This is a genomic window from Photorhabdus cinerea, assembly GCF_011189575.1.
Taxonomy (GTDB): Bacteria; Pseudomonadota; Gammaproteobacteria; order Enterobacterales; family Enterobacteriaceae; genus Photorhabdus; species Photorhabdus cinerea.
In genome coordinates, this window is record NZ_PUJW01000161.1 from 1 (window position 1) to 285 (window position 285).

Annotated in this window: 1 protein-coding gene; it reads left to right on the top strand. The window is 49.1% G+C overall.

The annotated features are described in order from the left end of the window. Positions 1 to 101: 101 nt before the first annotated feature. A partial coding sequence (locus C5469_RS23155; protein WP_166311064.1) for a phage holin, lambda family occupies positions 102 to 285 on the top strand: 184 nt, incomplete at its 3' end.

Consider the following 285-nt stretch of genomic DNA (forward strand, 5'->3'; position numbering starts at 1 on the left):
CAACTGAAAACTGTAGAAAGTTAATAGACCTGCTTTCACAGTAAATTTTTTCTCACACCCGACATCTGCCGGGGACTAATTCCCCGGCCGGGGGTGGAAATATGAAACTCATGGACAAGCAGCCTGACATCTGGATGCAGCTATGGTTGTGGCTGCTGTCAGTCAAAGAACAAGGTTTAGGGGCGGCACTGGCTGCAACAATGGCTTACCTCAGAGGCCGATATAACGGCGGTAAGTTCTGGAAGACGATGATTGACGCGCTGATGTGTGCACTTATTGCATGGT